At 70.9% G+C, this 16718-nt stretch carries 18 protein-coding genes and 4 tRNA genes; 6 read left to right on the forward strand and 16 right to left on the reverse strand.

Features of this window, described 5'->3' with window-relative positions; all coding sequences use genetic code 11:
• Positions 1-46: 46 nt before the first annotated feature.
• Positions 47-1198, reverse strand: a complete 1152-nt coding sequence (locus ABIC52_RS08480) for a Gfo/Idh/MocA family protein (RefSeq protein WP_354027090.1) — start codon at positions 1196-1198, stop codon at positions 47-49.
• Positions 1195-1941, reverse strand: a complete 747-nt coding sequence (locus ABIC52_RS08485) for a sugar phosphate isomerase/epimerase family protein (RefSeq protein ID WP_250367370.1) — start codon at positions 1939-1941, stop codon at positions 1195-1197. The genes ABIC52_RS08480 and ABIC52_RS08485 overlap by 4 nt, the downstream gene beginning before the upstream one ends.
• 143 nt (positions 1942-2084) lie before the next feature.
• Here ABIC52_RS08485 and ABIC52_RS08490 point away from each other — a divergent pair, with 143 nt between their 5' ends.
• Positions 2085-3296, forward strand: a complete 1212-nt coding sequence (locus ABIC52_RS08490; RefSeq protein WP_126891270.1) for an ROK family transcriptional regulator — start codon at positions 2085-2087, stop codon at positions 3294-3296.
• A gap of 257 nt (positions 3297-3553) precedes the next feature.
• On the forward strand, positions 3554-4195 hold the full coding sequence (locus ABIC52_RS08495) for a YqaJ viral recombinase family protein (RefSeq protein WP_354027124.1): 642 nt from the start codon (positions 3554-3556) through the stop codon (positions 4193-4195).
• Here the strand turns inward: ABIC52_RS08495 and ABIC52_RS08500 are convergent.
• The 6 genes from ABIC52_RS08500 to ABIC52_RS08525 all read right to left on the reverse strand — a co-directional run bounded on the left by ABIC52_RS08500 (position 4131) and on the right by ABIC52_RS08525 (position 7740).
• The gene (locus tag ABIC52_RS08500; RefSeq protein ID WP_126891272.1) at positions 4131-4742 is read right to left on the reverse strand and encodes a Pr6Pr family membrane protein; all 612 of its coding nucleotides are present in this window, start codon (positions 4740-4742) and stop codon (positions 4131-4133) included. The two genes, ABIC52_RS08495 and ABIC52_RS08500, sit on opposite strands and share 65 nt — an antisense overlap.
• An 84-nt stretch (positions 4743-4826) precedes the next feature.
• Positions 4827-5516 carry a 50S ribosomal protein L1 gene (rplA, locus tag ABIC52_RS08505; protein ID WP_126891273.1) on the reverse strand — a complete coding sequence of 230 codons (690 nt, stop codon included), beginning with the start codon at positions 5514-5516 and terminating at the stop codon, positions 4827-4829.
• Positions 5517-5600: 84 nt separating this feature from the next.
• Positions 5601-6032 (reverse strand): 50S ribosomal protein L11, encoded by a 432-nt coding sequence (rplK, locus tag ABIC52_RS08510; protein ID WP_017888638.1) that lies wholly within the window; start codon positions 6030-6032, stop codon positions 5601-5603.
• 122 nt (positions 6033-6154) lie between these two features.
• Complete coding sequence (nusG, locus tag ABIC52_RS08515; RefSeq protein WP_209678522.1) at positions 6155-7207, reverse strand: transcription termination/antitermination protein NusG; 1053 nt, start codon at positions 7205-7207, stop codon at positions 6155-6157.
• Positions 7208-7368: 161 nt separating this feature from the next.
• On the reverse strand, positions 7369-7647 hold the full coding sequence (gene secE, locus ABIC52_RS08520; protein ID WP_209678525.1) for a preprotein translocase subunit SecE: 279 nt from the start codon (positions 7645-7647) through the stop codon (positions 7369-7371).
• Between the two features lie 20 nt (positions 7648-7667).
• Positions 7668-7740, reverse strand: a tRNA-Trp gene (locus ABIC52_RS08525).
• Between the two features lie 230 nt (positions 7741-7970).
• Between ABIC52_RS08525 and ABIC52_RS08530 the strand changes: the two genes are divergently transcribed.
• Positions 7971-9155, forward strand: a complete 1185-nt coding sequence (locus tag ABIC52_RS08530; RefSeq protein ID WP_209678929.1) for a pyridoxal phosphate-dependent aminotransferase — start codon at positions 7971-7973, stop codon at positions 9153-9155.
• A gap of 123 nt (positions 9156-9278) precedes the next feature.
• Here the strand turns inward: ABIC52_RS08530 and ABIC52_RS08535 are convergent, their stop codons facing one another.
• Genes ABIC52_RS08535 through ABIC52_RS08545 form a run of 3 tightly spaced genes read right to left on the reverse strand, consistent with a single transcriptional unit; the run spans position 9279 to position 11184 of the window.
• The gene (locus ABIC52_RS08535; protein WP_354027091.1) at positions 9279-10298 is read right to left on the reverse strand and encodes a UDP-N-acetylmuramate dehydrogenase; all 1020 of its coding nucleotides are present in this window, start codon (positions 10296-10298) and stop codon (positions 9279-9281) included.
• Positions 10299-10312: 14 nt separating this feature from the next.
• Positions 10313-10738: a MaoC/PaaZ C-terminal domain-containing protein gene (locus tag ABIC52_RS08540; protein WP_126891276.1), complete on the reverse strand. Its 426-nt coding sequence runs from the start codon at positions 10736-10738 to the stop codon at positions 10313-10315.
• Positions 10735-11184 carry a MaoC family dehydratase N-terminal domain-containing protein gene (locus ABIC52_RS08545; protein WP_126891277.1) on the reverse strand — a complete coding sequence of 150 codons (450 nt, stop codon included), beginning with the start codon at positions 11182-11184 and terminating at the stop codon, positions 10735-10737. Before ABIC52_RS08545 ends, ABIC52_RS08540 begins: the two co-directional genes overlap by 4 nt.
• Before the next feature lie 121 nt (positions 11185-11305).
• Here ABIC52_RS08545 and ABIC52_RS08550 point away from each other — a divergent pair, with 121 nt between their 5' ends.
• Complete coding sequence (locus ABIC52_RS08550) at positions 11306-11683, forward strand: hypothetical protein (protein ID WP_126891278.1); 378 nt, start codon at positions 11306-11308, stop codon at positions 11681-11683.
• 264 nt (positions 11684-11947) lie between these two features.
• On the opposite strand, the gene ABIC52_RS08555 is transcribed toward ABIC52_RS08550, so the two are convergent.
• From ABIC52_RS08555 to ABIC52_RS08575, 5 genes are all read right to left on the reverse strand, one after another.
• Positions 11948-12024: transfer RNA gene (locus ABIC52_RS08555), tRNA-Met, on the reverse strand.
• Between the two features lie 32 nt (positions 12025-12056).
• Positions 12057-12128, reverse strand: a tRNA-Thr gene (locus ABIC52_RS08560).
• Positions 12129-12220: 92 nt separating this feature from the next.
• Complete coding sequence (locus ABIC52_RS08565; protein ID WP_354027092.1) at positions 12221-13411, reverse strand: M23 family metallopeptidase; 1191 nt, start codon at positions 13409-13411, stop codon at positions 12221-12223.
• A gap of 146 nt (positions 13412-13557) precedes the next feature.
• Positions 13558-14379, reverse strand: coding sequence for an inositol monophosphatase family protein (locus ABIC52_RS08570; protein WP_126891280.1), 822 nt, complete (start codon positions 14377-14379; stop codon positions 13558-13560).
• 127 nt (positions 14380-14506) lie between these two features.
• Positions 14507-14588, reverse strand: a tRNA-Tyr gene (locus ABIC52_RS08575).
• Between the two features lie 118 nt (positions 14589-14706).
• Here ABIC52_RS08575 and ABIC52_RS08580 point away from each other — a divergent pair.
• Together ABIC52_RS08580 and cls are read left to right on the forward strand one after the other, a co-directional pair.
• Positions 14707-15195, forward strand: coding sequence for a YajQ family cyclic di-GMP-binding protein (locus ABIC52_RS08580; protein WP_069712130.1), 489 nt, complete (start codon positions 14707-14709; stop codon positions 15193-15195).
• A gap of 11 nt (positions 15196-15206) precedes the next feature.
• Positions 15207-16667 (forward strand): cardiolipin synthase, encoded by a 1461-nt coding sequence (cls, locus tag ABIC52_RS08585; RefSeq protein ID WP_126891281.1) that lies wholly within the window; start codon positions 15207-15209, stop codon positions 16665-16667.
• Positions 16668-16718 lie beyond the last annotated feature (51 nt).

Consider the following 16718-nt stretch of genomic DNA (forward strand, 5'->3'; position numbering starts at 1 on the left):
TGCGGTGTCCCGCCCCTGGTCGACCTCGACCGGGAGCCGCGGGCCGTCAGGCCAGCGTGGACGCCGCGGGGTCCCAGCCCTCGGGGAGGGTCGGGGAGGGTGCGACGGTGCTCTCCACGAGCACGGTCTCACCACGTTCGGCTGCCTCGGCGATGGAGACCATCACGTCGAGGACGTGGAAGGCGAGGGCGCCGGGGACCCGGTTCTCCTCGCCGGCGCGGAGCGAGCGGGCCAGGTCGACCACGCCGGTGCCGCGCGAGTAGGTGGAGCCGACCGCCGGGATCGTCTCGGGCTCCTCGGCGCCGTGCGCGTAGAGCTCGGTGTCACCGTCGAAGTTGTTGGGGTCGGGGAACACGACCGTGCCCGTCTCCCCCGCGATCTCCACGAAGCCGGTGCGGCCGCGGTCGGACTCGAACGAGAAGACGCTCTGGGCGCTCCCGCCGTTCTCGAACTGGATCAGGGCGGAGTGGTTCGTCGGGACCTCGACGGGGAACTCGGTACCCGCCTTCGGGCCGGAGCCGATGGTCCGCGTGGCGCGGGCCTTCGACGCCGTGGCGGTGACCTTCGAGACCGGGCCGAACGCCTGCACGAGGGTGGTGATGTAGTACGGGCCGATGTCGAAGAGCGGACCAGCGCCGACCGCGAAGAGGAACTCGGGGCTCGGGTGCCACGACTCCGGGCCGGGGCTCTGGAAGAGCGTCAACCCGTTGAGCGGGGTGCCGATCCGGCCCTCGCGGACGGTGCGGAGCGCGGTCTGGAGCCCGGCGCCGAGGAAGGTGTCCGGAGCGACGCTCACCGTCTTCCCCGCAGCACGCGCCGCGTCGCGGAGCCGCGTCGCGCTCTCACGGTCCAGCGCGTAGGGCTTCTCGCCCCACACGTGCTTGCCGGCGGCGAGGACCTGCAGGGCGACCTCGACGTGCGCTGCGGGGATCGTCAGGTTGACGACGATCTCGATGTCGTCGTCGGCGAGCAGCTGCTCCACCGAGCCGGACCCGGCGACGCCCCACTTCTCGGCCTGGGCGGCGGCTCGCGGCTCGTCGATGTCGGCGATGAAGCGGACCTCGACGTCGGGGAAGACCGTGAGGTTCGACAGGTACTGGTCCGAGATGACGCCGGCGCCGATGACGCCCACGCCGACCGGGCCCGTGCGACGCGCGGTGTCCGCGGACGGGGTCGCGGTGGTGTCGGTGGTGCTCATGCGCGGACTCCCTGCAGGAATGCGTAGGAGTCGGCGACGGCCTGGAAGACGTCCCCGTCGTGGTCGTCGAGCTCGACGACGTGCAGGGCGTCCGGCGCCGCGGCGACGATGTCGCGGATCGGCATGATGCCGTTCCCCACCGCGACCTGCCGCTTGTCGTCGTGCGATCCGTCGCCGTCCTTGACGTGCAGGAACTGCACCTTGTCGCCGTACTTGCCCAGGATGGCGACCGGGTCGTCACCGCCGACTGTCACCCAGTAGGTGTCGAGCTCGAGCACGACGTCGTCGGACAGCGCGTCGGCGAAGACCTCGTAGGCGCTCACGCCGTCGATGCGGTTCGAGAACTCGAACGCGTGGTTGTGGTACCCGAGCACGAGCCCGTGGTCGGCGGCGCGCGGCGCCAGGGCGCTGAGCTCGCGGGCGATCGCCTCGACGTCCTCGCGGGTGGTCCAGCGGGCCTCGTCGATGTGCGGGTCGATCAGGGTGCCGAGCCCGACCGTGACGCTGGCGTGGAAGATGCGCTCGAGGTCCTGCTCCCCCGCGTCCAGCAGACGGGCGTGGCCGCTCGGGACCTGCAGGCCGGCCGCGGCCAGGGCGTCACGCAGTTCCTCGGCACGGTCGACGAACCCGAAGGCCTCGACGTTCGTGTACCCGATGGAGGCGATGCGCTGCAGCGTGCCCGGCAGGTCCGCCGAGAGGGCGTCACGCACGGTGTAGAGCTGGACCGACAGGGGTTGGGTCACCGGGGGTTCTCCTCGTCGAGATGGTGGATCGTCAGTGATCGAGCGTCACACTATGACCGCTTCTGTCGGCGGTCAAGCAAAAGTTGTGACATCGTCGACAGTCTTCGTTGCGTGGCGCGTTCGATGTGTGCTTCACTCCCGACATGGTCGACTTCACCCGGACGGCAGCGTCGCCTCCGGTCGGAGCGAGCGAGCTCTTCCAGATCCTCCGCGACGGCGTGCCGCGGACCCGGGCGGAGCTCGCCGCCCTGACGGGACTCGCACGCTCGACCATCGCCGTGCGCCTGGACGCCCTCGTCGACGTGGGCCTCGTGGGCCCCGTCGAGACCGCTGCGTCGACCGGTGGTCGGCCGCCGGCCCAGGTCGCCCTCGTCCCCCGCGCCCGCCTCGTCGTCGCCGCCGACCTCGGTGCCTCGCACGGACGGGTCGCCGTGACGGACCTCGTCGGTGCCCCGCTCGCGACGCGGGAGGCCGCGATCGACATCGCCGCCGGCCCGGTCCCGACCCTCACCTGGCTGGTCGAGACCGTCGACGCACTGCTCGACGAGGTCGGCCGCACCCGTGGCGACGTCGTCGCGATCGGCATCGGCGTCCCCGGTCCCGTCGAGTTCTCGACCGGCCGTCCGGCGAACCCGCCGATCATGCCCGGCTGGGACGGCTTCGACGTCCCCGGCTGGCTGCGCGGCCACCTGTCCGCGCACGTCCTGGTCGACAACGACGTGAACATCGCCGCGCTCGGGGAACGCGCGCACGGCTGGGCGGACGTCGACCACCTCCTCTTCGTCAAGGTGGCGACCGGCATCGGGTCGGGCATCGTCTCCGACGGGCAGCTCCGCCGCGGCGCACAGGGCACCGCTGGCGACATCGGTCACGTGCGGGTGTCGCGCGCCGGCGACGTGCCGTGCCACTGCGGCAACACCGGCTGCCTCGAGGCCGTCGCCTCGGGCCCGGCCATCGCACGCGCCCTGCGGGCGAAGGGTCACGACGTGCACACCAGCGGAGACGTCATCGCTCTGGTCGAGCGCTCGGAGCTCGACGCGATCGGTGCCGTTCGGCAGGCCGGACGGGACATCGGCGAGGTGCTCGCCACGTGCGTCTCGCTCGTGAACCCGTCGGTGATCGCGCTCGGTGGCTCGATCACACGTGCCGGGGAGCACCTGCTCGCCGGCGTCCGCGAGGTCGTCTACGCCCGTTCGATGCCCCTCGCCACCGAGCACCTGGTGATCGCCCAGTCCCGGGCCGGGTCCGTCGCCGCGCTGCAGGGTGCAGCCGCGCTGGCCATCGGCTACGCGCTCTCCCCCGCCGGCGTCGACGAGCTCGTCGCCTACGCGGAGGGGCGGGCGCTCGTCTCCTGAACGCGGACGTCGCGCGCGTCGGTTCGCGCCCTGTCGGTCCGCGGGGTGAGAATCGTCGGGTGACGATCGTGCAGCCCACGCTGTGGGGCGACCTGGACCCCGGCCTGGAGGCCCTCCCCGCCTCCGCCACGCCGGCCTCGTCCGGCGCACGGTCGGCCGCACGCGACGCCGCTCCCGTCGGTCGGTCTGCCGCAGGTCCGCGCTCTGCGCCGGGCGTCCACGACGCGTTCACCGCACTCCGCGGGCACACCGAACGCATCGTCGCCCACTCGTCGGACCGGGTCGCGTGGCTCCGTGCCCGCGCGATGGGCATCACCGCGACCGACGTCGCACGGCTCGCGTCGCTCCGCGCGGTCGAGGCCGTCGTCGCCGAGAAGCGCTACGGCTCCCGGTTCTCGGGCAACGCCTGGACCGAGCACGGCAAGGACCGCGAGCCCGTGATCGCCGCCTGGGTCGCCGCCACCCACGGCATCGAACCGTCCGCGCACCTGTTCCACGCCAGCACGAACCGTGCGCACCTCGCCACGCCCGACGGAGTGGGCTGGGACGCCTCGCAGCGCCTCGTGCTCGCCGAGATCAAGACCACGGGCAAGGCCTGGCGGAGCATCCCCCGGCACTACCTGCGCCAGGTCTGGTGGCAGCAGTACGTCCTCGGCGCCGACCGCACGCTGTTCGTGTGGGAACGCCACGACGACTTCGTGCCCGTCGCCGACGAGCCGGAGTGCCGGTGGGTCGACCGCGACGACGACCAGATCCGCGGTCTCGTGCAGCTCGCCGACCTGGTGCTCGACAAGCTGCGGGCGTTCCGGGTCCAGTCCTTGCGGGTTCAGACCGTCACGGCACCTTCACCAGGCGGAGCCGGCTCATCCCCACCACGAGGATGCCCATCAGCCCGATGAAGACCGCGACGCCGAGGCAGTACAGGGCGACGACGAGGTAGCCCTGCGCCGGGTCGAGGAACGGGTACGGGACCCACCCGTCGGTGCCGCCGCGCACCAACACCACGACGAGCCACACGGCCGGGTAGACCAGGAACCACCACACGTGCCGGAGGAGCAGCCGCGCCCGGTCGGAGAACAGCAGCCAGTCGAGCACGGCGTACACCGGGATCCACTTGTGCAGGACGTCGTTCGACCACGGCACGGAGTTCGACACCGAGGCCCCGACGAGCAGGGTGTTGTAGACGACGCCCGTCGTGGCGATGTACACCGTCGCCGCCCCGCGGAAGCCGCTCAGCAGCAGGTCACCGCGCTTCCGGCGGGCCGCAGCGACGAGCGTCAGTGCGAACGCCACCGCGATGACGATGTTCGACTGGATGGTGAAGTAGCCGAAGAAGTTCCAGAACACGTACCCGGGCGTCCGGGACGTCACGAGCCACTGCGCGAGCACCGCGGCCACGACGGCGATCAGGGCGACGAGCCGGAGGGAGTTGACGAGGGTCCGCACGCTGCCACGCTATCGGGACAGGGCCCGGGACGCAGGAAGGCCCGCACCGGAGTCGGTGCGGGCCTTCCTGATCCGATCAGTCGATCAGATGGCGTTGACGTCGAGCGGGATGCCCGGACCGAAGGTCGTCGAGACGGCGCCCTTCATGATGTAGCGGCCCTTCGAAGCGGACGGCTTCAGGCGGACGATCTCCTCGAGCGCGGTCGAGATGTTCTCGTCGAGCTGCTCGGGCGTGAACGAGGCCTTGCCGACGACGAAGTGCACGTTGGCGTGCTTGTCGACGCGGAACTCGATCTTGCCGCCCTTGATGTCGTTGACGGCCTGCGCCACGTTCGGGGTCACGGTGCCGGTCTTCGGGTTCGGCATGAGGCCACGCGGGCCGAGCACCTTGCCGAGACGACCGACCTTGCCCATGAGCTCCGGCGTCGCGACGGCGGAGTCGAACGCGGTGTAGCCCTCGGCCACCTTCGCGATGAGCTCGTCGCCACCGACCTCGTCGGCACCGGCAGCGATGGCGGCCTCGGCCGCAGCGCCCACGGCGAAGACGATGACGCGGGCGGTCTTGCCCGTGCCGTGCGGCAGGATGACCGTGCCGCGGACCATCTGGTCGGCCTTCCGGGGGTCGACGCCGAGCTTCAGCGCGACCTCGACGGTGGAGTCGGTCTTCGCCGAGCCGGTCTCCTTCGCGAGGGCGACTGCCTCGGTCGGGGTGTAGAACTTGTCGGCCTCGATCTTCGCGGCCGCGGCCTGGTAGGCCTTGGACTTCTTCGCCATGGTGTTCTCCTCAGGAGCTACGTGGTTGACGAGCCGGCGAGGCTCTCCCACGGAAAGGGGTCGGGGTGTGTGGGGCGCTGAGGCTTACGCCTCGACCGTGATGCCCATCGAACGAGCGGTGCCGGCGATGATCTTCGCGGCCTGCTCGATGTCGTTGGCGTTCAGGTCGGCCTGCTTGGTCTCGGCGATCTGACGGACCTGGTCCATCGAGATCTTGGCGACCTTGACCGTGTGCGGGGTCGAGGACCCCTTCTGCACACCCGCAGCCTTCTTGATCAGCTCTGCGGCCGGCGGGGTCTTGAGGACGAACGTGAACGAACGGTCCTCGTAGACGGTGATCTCGACCGGCACGACGTTCCCGCGCTGCGACTCGGTCGCGGCGTTGTACGCCTTGCAGAACTCCATGATGTTCACGCCGTGCTGACCGAGCGCAGGACCGATCGGCGGGGCCGGGTTGGCGGCGCCCGCGTTGATCTGCAGCTTGATGAGGCCCGTGACCTTCTTCTTCGGTGCCATGTTGTGCTTCCTCCTGGAATCGAACGCACGGGGACCCGTGCACTCTCCCGCTGGCCCGGCGGATCCGGACCGCGGTGAAGCCCCGCATGCCACAGCACGCGGGGCCAAACCTCAGTAGCTTACTACAGCTTGGTGACCTGGTCGAAGCTGAGCTCGACCGGGGTCTCGCGCTCGAACAGCGAGACGAGGACGGTGAGCTTGCCGCTCTCCGGCTTGATCTCGGAGATCGAACCCGGCAGGCCCGCGAACGAGCCCTCCTTGATGGTGATCGTCTCGCCGATCTCGAAGTCGACCTCGGCCTGCGGCTGCGCCTGTGCGGCACCGCCGGACTTCGTGCCGCCCTTGGTGGGGGCGGCCTCGGCGACCTGGACGAGCGACTTCAGCATGCCGAACGCCTCGTCGAAGCGCAGCGGCGTCGGGTTGTGGGCGTTGCCGACGAAGCCGGTGACGCCGGGGGTGTGGCGGACGACGGACCACGAGTCCTCGTTGAGGTCCATGCGGACGAGCACGTACGAGGGGATCCGGACGCGGGTGACCAGCTTGCGCTGCCCGTTCTTGATCTCGACGACGTCCTCCATCGGGACCTCGACCTGGTAGATCGAGTCCTCCATCGACATCGAGATCATGCGGTTCTCGATGTTCGACTTCACGCGGCGCTCGAAGCCCGCGTAGGAGTGGATGACGTACCACTTGCCCGGCTTCATCCGCAGCTCGGCCTTGAAGGCGTCGTACGGGTCGACCTCGGCGGGCTCGTCGTCGGTCTCGTCGGCGTCGAGCGCCTCGTCCGCGGCGAGCGTCTCGTTCGCCTCGGCTGCGGAGGCGTCCTCGAGCTCGGTCTCCTCCTCGTCCTCGACGGCCTCGACGGCTGCCTCGGCCTCGTCGGCGGAGTCGATCTCGAGCGCGTCGTCCACGACGGCGTCGGCCTCGGGGTCACGGGACTCGGCCAGCGCCGTGAGCGCCTCGTCGATGGAGGTGTCGACGGTTCCGTCGTCCGGCTCGTCGCTCAGCCCGAGGGAGTCGTCGTCCTCGTCCTCGACGGAGATCGCGCGCTCCTCGGCGGACTCGACCGATCGGCCCTCGGCGGTCTCGACGTCGCCTTCCTGGTTCTCCTCGACCTCGGAGGACTGCTCGGCAGCCGTGGCGAGGTCGATGTCGTCGCGGGAGTAGTCAGACACTGTCGATTCTTTCCGTTCGGTGGTGCGGATCGGGTGTTCGGCCGGAGCGGGTGCTCCCGTCGCCGTCTCGGGCGACCGTACTCCTGCCGGGTTCCGGTCTGGTGAACGGACGCGGAGCGACCGCTGTCGGACCGGCCACGCTCGGGCCGGCCCACGACGGATCAGACCGTCGGACCGTTGCCGAAGACGTAGCCGACGCCGAGTCCGAAGACGAAGTCGAGGATCGACACCAGGATCATCATCACGACGACGAACACGAGCACGACGCCGGTGTAGCTGAAGAGCTCCTTGCGGGTCGGTGTGACGACCTTGCGGAGCTCGCCGATGACCTGGCGGATGAAGAGGACGACGGCAGCGATCGGGCCACCACGCTGAGCACGGTCGGCCTTGGCCTTCGCGACGACGTCGTCCGTCGTCGTCTCCATGTCCTTGCTCGCCACCTTCACACCTTCCAGACTTGCAGGGCGGACAGGACTCGAACCTGCAACCTGCGGTTTTGGAGACCGCTGCTCTACCAATTGAGCCACCGCCCTGTAGGGGTCGGAACCCCTGGGCGCACGTTCCGTCACCGTTCCGTGCGCCGGTGGTCGAGTGTACGGGAGTCCGTCACACGCTGTCCACTCGGCCCCTCCTCCCGGCGTGCCGCCCCGGTAGGCTGGCGGCCGTGAGCACCGCAGCCCCCGGCCCCGAGTCCACCACCCCCGAGCACGCCAGGACCTCCGGCGAGTCCGTCTCCGTCGACGCGACCTCCGACCGTCCGCGCATCGCGTCGCGCATCGCCGCGATCGCCGAGTCCGCGACGCTCAAGGTCGATGCCAAGGCGAAGGCGCTCAAGGCCGCCGGTCGCCCGGTCATCTCGTTCGCCGCGGGCGAGCCCGACTTCGCCACGCCCCAGCACGTCGTGGAGGCGGCCGTCCTGGCCGTGCAGGACCCGGCGAACCACCGCTACACGCCCGCGACGGGCCTGCCCGAGCTCAAGCGCGCGATCGCCGAGAAGACCGCTCGCGAGTCCGGCATCACCGTCGACCCGTCGCAGGTCATCGTCACGAACGGCGGGAAGCAGGCCGTCTACCAGGCCTTCCAGACCGTCGTCGACGAGGGTGACGAGGTCCTCCTCCCCGCCCCGTACTGGACCACCTACCCCGAGGCGATCGCCCTGGCCGGCGGCACCCCGGTCGAGGTCTTCGCCGGCAGCGACCAGGACTACCTCGTCACGGTCGAGCAGCTCGAGGCCGCCCGCACCCCGAAGACCAAGGCGCTGCTCTTCTGCTCGCCCTCGAACCCCACCGGCTCGGTGTACTCGGCCGAGCAGACGAAGGCCATCGGCGAGTGGGCGCTCGAGCACGGCATCTGGGTGATCAGCGACGAGATCTACCAGGACCTGGTCTACGACGACGTCGCCTTCACGGGCATCCTCGACGCGGTACCGGCCCTGGCCGACACCACGATCCTCGTCAACGGCGTCGCGAAGACGTACGCCATGACCGGGTGGCGCGTCGGGTGGTTCATCGGCCCGGCCGATGCCGTGAAGGCCGCGTCGAACCTGCAGTCGCACCTGTCGTCGAACGTGGCGAACGTGTCGCAGCGCGCCGCGATCGCAGCGCTCACCGGCCCGCAGGAGCCGGTCGCGGCGATGCGCGAGGCGTTCGACCGCCGCCGCCGCACGATCGTCGAGGGGCTCAACGCGATCCCCGGCTTCGTCACCCCGACCCCGAAGGGCGCCTTCTACGTCTACCCCGACGTCACGGCGCTCCTCGGCCGCGAGTGGGCGGGCTCGACCCCGACGACGACGCTCGAGCTGGCCGACCTGATCCTCGAGCACGCCGAGGTCGCGGTCGTCCCGGGCGAGGCCTTCGGCCCCTCCGGCTACATCCGGATGTCCTACGCGCTGGGCGACGACGACATCGCCGAGGGCGTCCGCCGCCTCGCGGCGTTCTTCTCCGCGTAGACCCCCTCCGCACCACGCAACGTGGGCGGTTCCTCGCAGCGCTGTACCGCTGCGAGGAACCGCCCACGTTGCGCTCCGCGAGACCCTGACGATCGGCCGGGAGGCGCGGCGTGCGTCCGCCGGTCAGCTCGCGGCGAGCAGGTCCCCCACCACGACCGGCTCCGGCACCAGGGAGACCCCGAAGCGGTTCAGGACGGTCACCTGGACGTACCGCGCGAGCTCGGCGACCTGGGCGGCGGTCGCTCCGCCACGGTTCGTCAGCGCGAGGGTGTGCTTCGACGAGATGGCGGCGTGCGACCCGGGGACCGCGTACCCGCGGTGGACCCCCGCGTGCTCGATGAGCCAGGCGGCGCTGAGCTTGACGTCGTCGCCCACCGGCCAACGAGGGGCCTCGGCGGGGAGTGTCTCGGCGAACCCGGCCGACACGATCGGGTTCGTGAAGAACGAACCTGCGCTGCAGGTGTCCGGGTCGGCGTCGTCGAGCACCATGCCCTTCGCGGCGCGGAGCCGCAGGACCGTCTCGCGGATCGTCAGCGGGTCGACCGGGGTGCCGAGGTCGACGCCGAGCGACCCGGCGAGCTGGGCGTACCGGACCGGCACCCCCTGGTCGACGGTCGTGCCGAGGCGGAACTCCACCGTCAGCACCACGCCCCGACGCCCGTGCTTGAGCGTCGAGGTGCGGTAGCCGAGCGCCAGCTCGGCCGCGTCCACCCACGCGCGCTCCCCCGTCGACGCGTCGAGGAACTCGACCCGGGTGAGCACGTCGGAGAGCTCGACCCCGTAGGCGCCGATGTTCTGCACGGGGGAGGCACCGACCGTGCCCGGGATGCCGCTGAGCGCCTCCAGGCCGGTCCAACCGTTCTCGACGGTCGTCGCCACGAACCGGTCCCACGGCTCACCGGCCGCGACGCGGACGGTGACGCCGTCCGCGTCCGGCTCGGCGTCCACGCCGTGCGTCCGGACCAGCACGACGGTGCCGGCGAAGCCCTCGTCGGCGACGAGCAGGTTGCTGCCGCCGCCGACGACGAGCCACTCGTCGTCCTGCCACGCGGTCTGCGCGTGCGCGACGAGCTCGTCGGTCGTGTCGGCGACCAGGAGGGTCGCCGCGGGGCCACCCACCCGGAACGTCGTGAGGTCGGCCAATCGCGTCGCCACGGTCAGCGGAACACCACCGTGACCTGCGCCTTGCCGAGCACGGTCTGCCCGGCGGCGGTCACGGTGAGGTCGATGCGCTGCGGACGGCCCTGGTCGTCGACGGTGCCGACCTTCGCGACCACGCCGACGGTCGCGCCCTGTTCCGGGTCGACGACGACCGGGCGGGTGAAACGGACGCCGTAGCGCTCGACCCAGCCGCGGTCGCCGAGCCACTCGGAGACGGGCTGGACGGCGAGGCCCATCGTGAGCATGCCGTGCGCGAGCACCCCGGGCAGGCCGACCGACGCCGCGACGTCGTCGCGGTAGTGGATCGGGTTGAAGTCGCCGGAGGCTCCGGCGTAGCGGACGAGCGCGTCGCGGGTCAGGTGGACCTCGCGCTCGGCGACGACGGTGCCGACCTCGAGCGCGGTGGCGGGTGCGGTGGTCATGCGTCGTCTCCTCGGACCACGAGGGTGGAGGTCGCCGTGACGACGTGCTCCCCCGAGGCATCCTGCATCGTGCTCTCCGCCGTCACCATGGCGTTGCCACCCAGGGTCTTGACGCTGGTGACGGTGAGCGTGGCGGTCAGCTCGTCGCCGGCCACGATCGGCCGGTCGTAGGTGAAGGACTGCTCGCCGTGCACGACACGGGAGAAGTCGATGCCGGCGTCCGGCTCGGCCAGGAGCTGGGCGAGCGTTGCCTCCTGCACGACCACGGCGAAGGTCGGCGGTGCGACGACGTCGGCGTACCCGGCGGCGCGGGCGGCGTCCGGCTCGTGGTGGATCGGGTTCGTCGCGAACACGGCGCGGGAGAACTCGCGCACCTTCTCGCGACCGACCAGGTAGGGCTGGGCCGGCGGGAACGTCCTGCCGACGAGCTCGGGGTTCACTGACACGGGTGCGAGTCTACCGAGCACCCGCGACACGCTCCCGTTCCATGAGCTTGCATCGGTTAGGCTCGGCCCACGGCGTCCGGGGGGACACCGAGAGCACGACTCCGGGGACGGGGAGGGACGCATGGAGCACACGACCGAGTACGCGGTCCACACGGGAGACCGCTGCACCGCGATGGAGGTCGCCGGCGCGGCGCTCCGTCAGGCCGGACACCGGGTCGAGTCGACGGGTGGCACGATCACCGCGACGACCGGGAACCGGCTGCTGACGATCCTGCTCGGCGCGCTCGTGCACCCGTCGCGGGAGTTCCGGCGGTACGAGCTCTCGACGACCGTCACGGGGACGTCGACCACGATCACGCTCCGCCACGCGCAGCACGGCACGGCGGTGTCCGGTGGGGGCATCGGGGCGGGGCGCCGTCGCAGCGCGTGGCAGCAGGTGGAGGCGACGCTGGAGCGAGCGCTCCGCGCCGCGGGCGTGCTCGCCACTCCCCCGCGCTGAGGTTCGGGCGTACCTGGTCGGATCGGGCGTTCCAGGCCGGAACGGGCGTACCTGGTCCGGCGGAACGACCAGGCATGCCCGATCACGCCAGGTACACCGCCTGTTAGGGGAAGGATCGGGCGGTCCGACCGCGCTGCACGTCGAGCGCCGACGAGCCCGATGGTGCCCTGGCCCGGACCGCGCGCTGCCCGGGTGTCACGGTGGGCCCGGGATCACGGTGGCCCCGGGAACGACGAAAGCCCGGCGACCTGGCCGCCGGGCCTGTGGTAGCGAGGACGGGACTTGAACCCGTGACCCCACGATTATGAGTCGTGTGCTCTAACCAACTGAGCTACCCCGCCGGAGATCCGGAGCAACAACAGCTCCGGGTCGGAGCCCCGAGTCAGGATTGAACTGACGACCCCTTCCTTACCATGGAAGTGCTCTACCACTGAGCTATCGGGGCGAGTGCCGCTCGGCGGCACCAGACGAGCGTAGCAGACGAGCGGCGGTGCTCGGGAACCGGCCGTGACGCCCGGGCGTGCCGCCGCTCCTCCGCTAGTTCGCGTTCGCGCGGAGCCAGGCCAGCGGGTCCACGGGGACCCCACCGACGTGGATCTCGAGGTGCAGGTGGGGCCCGGTCGAGTTGCCGGTCGAGCCGACCTCGCCGAGCTCGTCACCGACGGCGACCTCCTGCCCGGTGACGACCTTGAACGTGCCGTCCTTCATGTGTCCGTAGACGCTGACGAACTGCTTGCCGTCGACGTCGTGCTGCACCCAGACGTCGTTGCCGAACCCGCCGTCGTGCGCCTGCACCTTGATGACGGTGCCCGCGGCGACGGACCGGATCGGCGTGCCCTCGCCGGGGGCGAAGTCGACGCCCATGTGGTTCGTCGAGCAGAACGAGCAGCCCTCGACCTGACGACCGCCGAAGCCCGAGGTGATCGGGACGCCGGTCAGGAACGGCCACTGGATCGAGCCGTTCGGGTCGTTCGAGAAGCTCGACGCGTCGACGTTCTTGTACTGCGTCGCCGCCGTGACCGAGTACTGGTCACGGGTGGTCTCCGCGTCCGCGGCACCGTCGCCCACGCTGAGCGACTGGCCGTCGCCCGCGGCGGTGGTCCGGGCCGTGGTGGTGTCCGCCGGCGGGACCCAGAGGGCCTGTGCCGGCAGCGAGGTCGAGACGACCAGCCCGGCGGCGAAGAGCAGCGCCCCCACGGCGGTGACGCGGGAGGCGTTCCGACGGAAGGCGTCCCCACGGCGGCTCGGGGCCGGGGTGACAGTTGCGGTCGCACCGCCGATGTGGCGGGTCGCGCGGTCGACACGGACGGCCGGGGTCGACCGACGCGCACGCGGAGTCCGAGCGGGCGTGGACCGTCGCACCTCGGCGGGACGGACCGTCTCCACGACGGGGGTGGGTGTCCGAGCGGCGTGGACCGTCGGCGCGACGTCCGGTGAGGCGGGGGCCGGCGGCGTGACCGTACCCGCGGACGGCGCGGGCAGGACCGGCGAGGCCGGGGCGAGGTCGATCGGGGAGGCCGGGGCGGCGGGCGTCACCGGGGCGACGATCTCGTCGGACGACGGCGCGACCACCGGGGACTGCCGAGCCGTCGAGGGACGCGGGGGCACCGTCGCAGCGGCACGACGCTCGGCCTCGATGCGGGCGCGTCGCGTCAGGTGCACGACCGGTTCGGTCGCAGTCTCGGAGCGGGTGGGCGTCGGCACGGTCGGCTGGGAGGCGTGGGGCATGTGTTCGGGGCTGATCCTGATCGGGGCACGGGGCGCTCGTTGGTAACGAGCAGGTAACGGGACTGCAGCACGCTAGCAGGGGCGGTCCCGCGCCGCCAGTCGCGTGCACGACCGTGCAGCCCGCGCAGCACCGCACCGACCCGCGGTCAGTCGGCGAGCACCTCGGCCTCGAGCCCGCGCACGAGGGCCTCGAGCTGGTCCGCCACCGCCGGCGCGGCGAACAGGAACGACCGCGTGCCGCCGGCCTCCCAGATCCGGACGGACGCCCCGGCCTCGGCGGCGACGAGCGAACCGGCTGCCATGTCCCACGGGTTGATGCCGCGCTCGTAGTAGGCGTCCACCGTTCCGGCCCCGACCGCGCAGCAGTCGAGCGACGCAGCTCCCGCGCGCCGGACGTCCCGCACCTCCCCGATCAGCCCGGCGAGCACCGCGACCTGCTCACGACGGCGGTCGGCGGTGTAGCCGAACCCCGTCGCGACGAGCGTCTCGGCGAGCGATGCCGGCGTCGACACCCGGAGCGGGATCCCGTCGCGCGTCGCGCCCTCGCCGGCCACCGCGCGCCACACCGTGCCGGTCGCCGGTGCCACGACGATCCCCGCGAGCGCCTCCCACTGCGTCGGGTCCGCACTCCCCCGGACCACGCCGATGCTCACCCCGTACTGCTCGCTGCCGTACAGGTAGTTGACCGTGCCGTCGATCGGGTCGACCACCCACGTGATGCCCGTCGACCCGGCACCGGAGCCGGACTCCTCGCCGTGGAAGCCGTCGTCGGGTCGCGCTTCGGCGATCCGGGTGCGGACGAGGTCCTCGACCTCGCGATCGGCAGCCGTGACGACGTCGACGATGCTCGACTTCCGGTCGGCGACCTCGACGCCCTCCGCACGTCGGCGTGCTGCGAGCGCAGCGGCTTCGCGGGCGATCGACTCGGCGAGGTCGGCGAACTGGGCGGGGGTGAGCGTGTCGGGCATGCACCCCAGCCTGCCGGATCGCGACCAGGAAGGACGCCAGCCCACCATCGGCACAGCACGGACCCCAGGTTCGACAGACCCCGGGAACGGCGACAGCCCCGTCCGTGGTGGACGGGGCTGCTCGATGTGGCAAGTGAGGGATTCGAACCCCCGAAGGCTACGCCGGCTGATTTACAGTCAGATCCCTTTGGCCGCTTGGGTAACTTGCCGTGTGCGCACCCGGCCGGTGTGGTCACCAACCGAAGGCGCGCTGAAGAGCATACCGGACTCCGGAGGGTGCTCGTGACCACCGAACCGGCACCCCGCCACGCAGTTAGGCTGTGCGGCATGGCAGACAGTTCCTTCGACGTGGTCAGCAAGGTCGACAAGATGGAGGCGGAGAACGCCCTCAACCAGGCCGCCAAGGAGATCGAGCAGCGGTACGACTTCAAGGGCGCTGACGCGTCGATCGCGTTCAGCGGCGAGGACGTCCTCATCAAGGCGAACTCCGAGGAACGAGCCAAGGCCGTCCTCGACGTGCTGCAGAGCAAGGCGATCAAGCGGAACATCTCGCTGAAGAGCCTCGACGCCGGCGACCCCTACCCCTCGGGCAAGGAGTACCGCATCGAGGTGAAGTTCAAGAACGGCATCGAGCAGGACGTCGCGAAGAAGATCGGCGCGTTCCTCCGCGCGAACGCCCCGAAGACCGTGAAGAACCAGATCCAGGGTGACGAGCTCCGCGTCTCCTCGAAGAGCCGCGACGACCTGCAGAACACGATCCAGCTCCTCAAGGGTGAAGAGTTCGACGTGCCGCTGCAGTTCATCAACTTCCGCTAGCGCCGCACCCCGTGGAGCACTGGCTCGGCGTCGCGGTCACCGTCCTCCTGGTCCTGCTGGACCTGGCGATCCGCGTCTTCTCGATCATCTACGTCCCGTACAACCGGAAGCCGCAGACCGCGACGGCCTGGTTGCTCGCGATCTTCCTGATCCCGTACATCGGGTTCGTCGTCTTCCTGGTCATCGGGTCGACGAAGCTGCCGAAGGCCCGTCGCGAGAAGCAGACGGAGATCAACGCGTACATCCTCGAGCAGACCGAGGGCATCGAGCGCGTGCGCCGCGACCACCCGTGGCCGCCGTGGCTCGAGAGCGTGACGAAGCTGAACCGTGAGCTCGGCGCCATGCCGCTCGTCGGCGGCAACTCCGCCGAGCTCTACCCCGACTCGTACGAGTCGGTGCAGGAGATGACCCGCGCGATCGACCAGTCGCGGCGCTTCGTGCACGTCGAGTTCTACATCGCGACGCTCGACGACACGACCCGGCCGTACTTCGAGGCCCTCGCCCGGGCGCAGGCCCGCGGCGTGACGGTCCGGTTCCTGCTCGACCACTGGGCGAGCCGTGGGTACCCGGGCTACAAGGACACGCTCGCCTTCCTCGACCGCGCGAACATCGAGTGGCACCTCATGCTCCCGCTGCAGCCGCTGCAGGGGAAGTTCCAGCGCCCCGACCTCCGCAACCACCGGAAGATCATGGTGATCGACGGGTCGGTCGCCTTCACCGGGTCGCAGAACCTGATCGACCCGTCGTACGACCTGAAGTCGCACATCGAGAAGGGCATGGTCTACAAGGACCTGTTCGCCCGGTTCGAGGGGCCGGTCGTCGCCGGGCTCAACGCCCTGTTCGTGACCGACTGGTACAGCGAGACCGACGAACTCCTGCTCCGCGAGAGCGACCCGGTGCAGCGCGCCGACCGCGGCGACGCGCTCGACTGCCAGGTCGTGCCGTCCGGGCCCGGCTTCGACGGCGAGAACAACCTGCGCCTCTTCAACGCCCTGCTCTACGCGGCCCAGGAGAAGGTGTCGATCACCTCCCCCTACTTCGTGCCGGACGACTCGATGCGCTACGCCATCACGACGACCGCCCAGCGCGGGGTCGAGGTCGAGCTCTTCGTCGGCGAGATGGGAGACCACGCGATGACGTGGCACGCGCAGCGGTCCTACTACGAGGAGCTCCTGCGCGCCGGCGTCCGTATCTGGCTGTACCGGGCCCCGACGATCCTGCACGCGAAGCACTTCACCATCGACGACGACGTGTCCGTCATCGGGTCGAGCAACATGGACATGCGGTCCTTCAGCCTGAACCTCGAGGTCTCCGTCATGGTGCGCGGCAAGCGCTTCGTCGACGCGCTGCGCGGCGTGCAGGACGCGTACAAGGACGCGTCCTTCGAGCTCACGCTGGACGCGTGGCTCGAGCGCCCGCGCCGGTCGCAGGTCCTCGACAACGTCGCGCGGCTCACCGCCGCCCTGCAGTAGGCCCCTGCCGGGAGGCGCGGCGCACGCCCGCCTCCCCGGTCGCCCTGGGCG

Origin of the sequence: Curtobacterium oceanosedimentum, from assembly GCF_040545555.1 — a bacterium.
Lineage (GTDB): Bacteria > Actinomycetota > Actinomycetes > Actinomycetales > Microbacteriaceae > Curtobacterium.

Coding starts and splice junctions, on each gene's coding strand:
- ABIC52_RS08490 (WP_126891270.1), top strand. CDS start 2,085: ATGGTCGACTTCACCCGGACGGCAGCGTCGCCTCCGGTCGGAGCGAGC.
- ABIC52_RS08540 (WP_126891276.1), bottom strand. CDS start 10,738: ATGACCACCGCACCCGCCACCGCGCTCGAGGTCGGCACCGTCGTCGCC.
- rplK (WP_017888638.1), bottom strand. CDS start 6,032: ATGGCACCGAAGAAGAAGGTCACGGGCCTCATCAAGCTGCAGATCAAC.
- ABIC52_RS08480 (WP_354027090.1), bottom strand. CDS start 1,198: ATGAGCACCACCGACACCACCGCGACCCCGTCCGCGGACACCGCGCGT.
- ABIC52_RS08570 (WP_126891280.1), bottom strand. CDS start 14,379: ATGCCCGACACGCTCACCCCCGCCCAGTTCGCCGACCTCGCCGAGTCG.
- rplA (WP_126891273.1), bottom strand. CDS start 5,516: ATGGCGAAGAAGTCCAAGGCCTACCAGGCCGCGGCCGCGAAGATCGAG.
- ABIC52_RS08550 (WP_126891278.1), top strand. CDS start 11,306: ATGGAGCACACGACCGAGTACGCGGTCCACACGGGAGACCGCTGCACC.
- ABIC52_RS08580 (WP_069712130.1), top strand. CDS start 14,707: ATGGCAGACAGTTCCTTCGACGTGGTCAGCAAGGTCGACAAGATGGAG.
- ABIC52_RS08565 (WP_354027092.1), bottom strand. CDS start 13,411: ATGCCCCACGCCTCCCAGCCGACCGTGCCGACGCCCACCCGCTCCGAG.